This is a genomic window from Alicyclobacillus hesperidum (assembly GCF_900107035.1).
Lineage (GTDB): Bacteria > Bacillota > Bacilli > Alicyclobacillales > Alicyclobacillaceae > Alicyclobacillus > Alicyclobacillus hesperidum.
Window position 1 is genome coordinate 1 of the sequence record NZ_FNOJ01000034.1, and the last position, 5,931, is coordinate 5,931.

The window sequence follows — 5,931 nt, forward strand, 5'->3', positions numbered from 1 at the left end:
TCACACTGATTCTACCAAAGAGGGACGGGGTGGCACGTCTACATGATGTCACCCAGCGCTTCCACTGAATTTACACCAATTATATGGACTCAACTATAAAACCATGGTAACCAGAGGAACTTTAGAAGAAGTTATGAAAATAAGTCAAGCAAATCAAAAACGCGGTTCCCTAAGCAAGAGAGAAACCGCGCTATATCAAAGTTTTCTGGCGCACCCGGAGGGACTCGAACCCCCGCAAGACGCGGTTTAGGAAACCACCGCTCTATCCGACTGAGCTACGGGTGCACATGTTGATTAACGACTTTTTATTTTAAACCAGCGCAAACATTGAATCAAGCCTGAACCTGTATTTCCCAAACCGCATATACTCTTGATGGTCAATCACTGCATTTGCCGCCCCAAACTTGGTAGCTTGCCTTTCAGCAAAGCGAGGTCGCAATCTGAAACCCGAATCACGAGCGATCCGTCCACACAAGAGAAGTCTTCTACATTCAGCGCAATCTGCAGTGGTTCCAAAATGCTCGGCACATTGAGCTTCAGGCTCTGCCGCAGTACCTCAATTCCACTTGGCGCATCCTTCATGGCTTCCTGGAGGCTCATCTGCACCAGAGCCGGCGGAATATTCACCAGCTTGCGCGCCGTGATCTCCACTGCGATCTCGCCCTTGTCTCGGTTGCAGTAGGGGCGTGCACAGAAGTCGATATTCCACATCAGAAATCGAAACTGCCCATGCACGCCATCACTCTTGATATCGACGATGCGCAGCCGCACATCCGGGGCAAGTTCAGCAATCATCTCATTTAAATCGTCCTTCGTAAGCCGAAAGCTGATATTCGAAATGCGCATAAACATCCCCCTGCTGCGCCACCGCGCACTACCTCGTAATACGTTCGATCCCGCCCATATAAGGCACCAATGCCTTTGGAATGCGAACGGAGCCGTCTGCCTCTTGGTTGTTCTCGAGAATAGCAGCAACCGTACGGCCCACTGCAAGACCAGACCCATTCAGCGTATGCACGAACTCCGGCCTTGATGTATCGGAACGGCGGAAACGCAAGTTTGCACGGCGTGCCTGAAAATCTTCGAAATTGGTGCATGAGGATATCTCACGATAGGTATTGGCCGCTGGCAGCCACACCTCGATATCGTATTTTTTCGCATCCTTTGCACCGAGATCGCCCGTGCAAATTTCGATCCGCCTGTATGGCAATTCAAGGGCTTCGAGCACCTCTTCACATTCGCGTGTCAAGGTCTCCAACACCTCATAAGAATGCTCTGGAAGACAGAGATTGACTAGCTCAACCTTTTGGAATTGGTGCAAGCGAATCAAACCACGCGTGTCCTTACCGGCTGATCCTGCTTCGGATCGGAAACAAGACGAATAACCAGCAAACTTCACCGGCAGATCGTTTAGGGACAGAATTTCATCGCGATAATAGTTCGTCAGGGGCACTTCCGCAGTTGGGATCAAATAATAGGGTAGACCCTCAAGCTTAAACATTTCATCGCCAAACTTGGGCAGATTGCCGGTGCCAATCAGACTATCCTCATTCGCAATAAAGGCCGGGAACATCTCTGTATAGCCATGCTTGTCGACGTGGAGATCGAGCATAAACGCTGCCAAGGCTCGTTCTAAACGCGCACCGAGACCCTTATACAGCACAAATCGGCTACCCGTAATTTTGACCGCCCGTTCCGTATCGACGATGCCCAATTCCTCTGCTATCTCAAAGTGTGGGCGTGGCGTAAAGCTAAATTGAGGGACGTCGCCCCACGTTTTCAATACCGGATTATCCGCTTCGGATTCCCCATCCGGCACGGAGTCATGGGGAAGATTCGGTAACGCAAGGAGCATGTCCCGCACAGTTACTTCATGTTGCCGAACCTTTTCATCAAGCGTTTGAATCTGATCCCCAACTTCCCGCATGCGTGCAATATCGTCCGACGCATCCTCTTTGTTGCGCTTTTTTTGCGCGATCGCTTCCGATGTCGAATTACGTAGCGCTTTGAGCCGCTCGACCTCGGCCAGAGCCGCACGCCACGCTTCATCGACGGCCAGCAATTCATCAATGGCCGTGGGACTCACACCTTTGCGCCCCAATTTGGCTTTAACAAGATCCGGTTCTTGACGTATGGATCGAATATCCAGCATAAGACACCTCGTATGGGCAATTGGTCAGTTCGCGACCGATTCCTTAGCTAGGTTTAAAAAGTATTGATGCAATCGCAGGTCACCTGTCAACTCTGGGTGAAATGACGTTGCAAGCAGATTGCCTTGCCGGACCGCGACAATGCGATCACGATACCGTGCAAGCACCTCAACTTCATCGCCAACCGCGGCAATGTGCGGCGCCCGAATGAATACGGCAGGGAACGTGGCCTCTCCAAGCGCGGGAATTTCTAAATCCGCCTCAAATGATTCTCGCTGTCTGCCAAACGAATTGCGGTTCACCGTCACGTCCATAAGCCCCAGGTGTACCGTTTCTTCACCTTCGATCCGCTTTGCCAATACAATCATTCCCGCACACGTACCGAAGATCGGTTTGCCGTCAGCGGCCATCTTGCGCACTGGGTCAATCATGTCGTATTCCCGCATCAGCTTCCCAATCGCGGTACTTTCCCCGCCTGGGATAACCACCCCATCGACGTTCTCTAATTCACCAGCACGCCGCGCCTCCACGGCATCTGCGCCTAATTGCCGCAAAGCCTGAATATGTTCACGAAACGCACCCTGGACTGCGATCACGGCGATTTTCATCGCCATCCCCCCACTCTCACTTCTCGAACGAAAGCCGGACGGCTATGCGCCTCCGGCTCTCATATCATTGCCTACTCACGTAAGCTTAAAGTCACTTCAGTCGTCGTTACCAACCACGTGTTGCCATGCGCTCTTCCGCACGCAGGGTTGCAATATCAATGCCTTCCATAGCGCTACCCAGGTTTTTCGACAACTCGGCGAGCAACTCGTAATCCTGGTAATGGGTCGTCGCCTGTACAATCGCACGGGCAAACTTCTCTGGATTCTCCGACTTAAAGATACCCGAGCCGACGAACACGCCGTCCGATCCCAGTTCCATCATCAGCGCAGCATCCGCTGGCGTCGCAACACCGCCAGCCGCGAAGTTGACGACCGGCAAACGCCCCGTATCATGTACCTCTTTCAACAAATGCAAGGGTGCACCCATGTTTTTCGCCTCAGCGTACAACTCATCTTCCGACATGCCCTGCACGCGGCGAATTTGTGCCTGCATCATGCGTTGATGCGTCACAGCCTCAATGATATTCCCCGTTCCTGGCTCACCCTTGGTCCGAATCATGGATGCACCTTCACCAATGCGGCGCAGTGCCTCACCCAGATCCTTCGCACCGCAAACAAACGGCACCGTAAACTTCGACTTGTCCACATGGAACTTGTCATCCGCCGGCGTCAGCACTTCACTCTCATCGATGTAATCGACACCCATAGCTTCGAGAATACGCGCCTCTACGATGTGACCAATACGACACTTTGCCATCACCGGAATAGATACAGCCTTCATCACTTCCTCAATGATGGTCGGGTCAGCCATGCGTGCCACGCCACCAGCTTTGCGAATATCTGAAGGCACGCGTTCAAGCGCCATGACAGCAACCGCACCTGCAGCTTCGGCAATCTTCGCCTGTTCTGCATTCACAACGTCCATAATGACGCCGCCCTTTTGCATTTCCGCCATGCCACGCTTGACCAAATCTGTACCGACTTTTGACATGCCGATTTCCCCCTTCTACATAAGCAGAACCGAACAGATGTCGGATATTTCATGTATCAATCCAACGTTCATTGTATTACAGAGGATGCGATGTTTCCACAATGCGCGCGATCGAACCCAATCAAATTGAATAGTTGGGCGCTTCCTTGGTGATTTGGACATCGTGTGGATGACTCTCACGCAAGCCTGCAGATGTGATCCGTACCATCTGGCTGTTATCCTGAAGTGCTTGAATCGTAGCCGATCCGGTGTATCCCATGCCGCTGCGCAGACCACCGACCATTTGATAGAGAATCTCACTGACAGGTCCCCGATATGCTACGCGGCCTTCGATGCCTTCGGGTACGAGCTTCTTCGCATCACCAGCCTGCTTGTCCCCTTGGAAATAGCGATCGCCCGATCCTGCCTTCATGGCACCGATGGACCCCATACCGCGATACACCTTAAACTGCCTACCTTGATAAATCTCAATTTCTCCTGGGCTTTCGGTCGTGCCAGCCAACAAGCTTCCGATCATCACTGAACTTGCCCCAGCAGAGATGGCTTTGACGATGTCGCCGGAATATTTGATGCCCCCATCGGCAATGACAGGAATGCCAGCCTTGCGGGCAACCTTCGCGCATTCATAAATAGCGGTCACCTGTGGCACGCCGACGCCGGCAACCACCCGCGTGGTGCAAATCGAGCCGGGGCCAATACCAACCTTCACGGCATTTACACCCGCCTCAATCAACGCCTCTGTACCACTCGCCGTTGCCACGTTGCCAGCGATGAGTTGCACGCCAGGATACTGCTTACGAACGTTGCGAATCGCCTGCAATACGCCCTCCGAATGCCCGTGAGCCGTATCGATCACGATGACGTCCGCCTGCGAACTGACCAATGCATCAACCCGATCCAACATATCCGGCGAAACGGTAACTGCCGCGCCGACGAGCAGACGTCCCTGGGCGTCCTTCGCAGCATTCGGAAAACGGCGGGCATTCTCGATGTCCTTAATCGTGATCAAACCACGTAAGTTGCCTTCTGCGTCAACCAACGGGAGTTTTTCAATCTTGTGGCGCTGCAACAGTTCTTTCGCATCTTCAAGCGTCGTGCCGACCGGGGCCGTAACCAAGTTTCCACTTGTCATGACTTCCCCAATTGGCCTTGTATCGTCTCGCTCAAAGCGGAGATCGCGGTTCGTGATGATGCCAACCAATTTCAATGAACCAGCTTCCACAATCGGTACACCTGAAATGCGATACTTGGACATCAAAGCCTCAGCATCGCGCAAAGGCCGATCCGGCGTCAAAAAGATGGGATTCGTGATAACCCCGCTTTCCGAACGTTTAACGCGATCGACCTCTTCCGCCTGCGCCTCAATGGACATGTTTTTGTGAATAATACCAATCCCACCCTCTCGTGCCATCGCAATCGCCATGGTGGACGTGGTTACGGTATCCATAGCGGCACTGAGAATCGGGATGTTCAAACGAATATCAGTCGTCAAATACGTGGATACATCGACGTCACGAGGCAACACTGTGGAGTGTGCTGGCAATAGGAGAACGTCATCAAACGTCAATCCCTCATACGCAAACTTGTTTTCCCAAGCATTTGTCACTATGGTTCCTCCCCTAGTCTTGCACAGTTTGTCCCGTGCCCCCAAAATATTGTGAGCAGTATAACAACCGCATATGGGGGTGTCAATGCACCCGCGGAAGCCCCTCTTTTCAAACTGCCTTGCCAGACACATTTTTGTCATGTATACCGAATTGTATAAATCCTTCTCTGGACAATTTCCGAAGGGCGTAGAACCGAAACAGGTATAAACGAGGAGGAAGCCCATGAGAGATCCATGGTGGCCAGAAACGCCAGTTGAGACATCAGCGCGATTCGCGTGGTTTGCGTTGCTCCTTGCAGTTGTTGGATTCATCCTGAGCTGGATACCGTTGATTGGTATCTTTATCGGTCATGTATTCGGCATCGTCACTATCCTTTGTGGCATTATCGCCCTACTCCGAGGAACGACACCGCCCATTGCCCGTTTGGCAGCAATGGTGTCCATTTTAATGGGTATCGTGACGATGATTCTTAAGGCAATCCCGATTATTAATCTGCTATAGACCTGCGGCCGGCTCGCAAGTCTTATCTCGTACCTTTCGCGTCGACGTGTCAAGCCTCACGCTGCCTCTCGATG

The 5,931-nt window shown here is 52.3% G+C and carries 6 protein-coding genes and 1 tRNA gene; 1 reads left to right on the plus strand and 6 read right to left on the minus strand.

Going from position 1 to position 5,931, the window contains the following annotated elements:
• Positions 1-206: 206 nt before the first annotated feature.
• From BLU70_RS13880 to guaB, 6 genes are all read right to left on the minus strand, one after another.
• A tRNA-Arg gene (locus BLU70_RS13880) sits at positions 207-285 on the minus strand.
• Positions 286-381: 96 nt separating this feature from the next.
• A complete protein-coding gene (locus tag BLU70_RS13885) occupies positions 382-846 on the minus strand; it encodes a hypothetical protein (RefSeq protein WP_040289340.1) in 465 nt (154 codons plus the stop codon).
• A 28-nt stretch (positions 847-874) separates the two neighbouring features.
• The gene (gene serS / locus BLU70_RS13890) at positions 875-2,152 is read right to left on the minus strand and encodes a serine--tRNA ligase (RefSeq protein ID WP_074693936.1); all 1,278 of its coding nucleotides are present in this window, start codon (positions 2,150-2,152) and stop codon (positions 875-877) included.
• A 24-nt stretch (positions 2,153-2,176) separates the two neighbouring features.
• The gene (pdxT, locus tag BLU70_RS13895; RefSeq protein ID WP_040289345.1) at positions 2,177-2,758 is read right to left on the minus strand and encodes a pyridoxal 5'-phosphate synthase glutaminase subunit PdxT; all 582 of its coding nucleotides are present in this window, start codon (positions 2,756-2,758) and stop codon (positions 2,177-2,179) included.
• A 106-nt stretch (positions 2,759-2,864) separates the two neighbouring features.
• Positions 2,865-3,749 carry a pyridoxal 5'-phosphate synthase lyase subunit PdxS gene (pdxS, locus tag BLU70_RS13900; RefSeq protein ID WP_040289341.1) on the minus strand — a complete coding sequence of 295 codons (885 nt, stop codon included), beginning with the start codon at positions 3,747-3,749 and terminating at the stop codon, positions 2,865-2,867.
• Between the two features lie 121 nt (positions 3,750-3,870).
• The gene (guaB, locus tag BLU70_RS13905) at positions 3,871-5,355 is read right to left on the minus strand and encodes an IMP dehydrogenase (RefSeq protein WP_074693938.1); all 1,485 of its coding nucleotides are present in this window, start codon (positions 5,353-5,355) and stop codon (positions 3,871-3,873) included.
• 223 nt (positions 5,356-5,578) lie between these two features.
• On the opposite strand from guaB, the gene BLU70_RS13910 reads away from it, so the two are divergent.
• Positions 5,579-5,857 (plus strand): hypothetical protein, encoded by a 279-nt coding sequence (locus tag BLU70_RS13910; RefSeq protein ID WP_040289343.1) that lies wholly within the window; start codon positions 5,579-5,581, stop codon positions 5,855-5,857.
• Positions 5,858-5,931 lie beyond the last annotated feature (74 nt).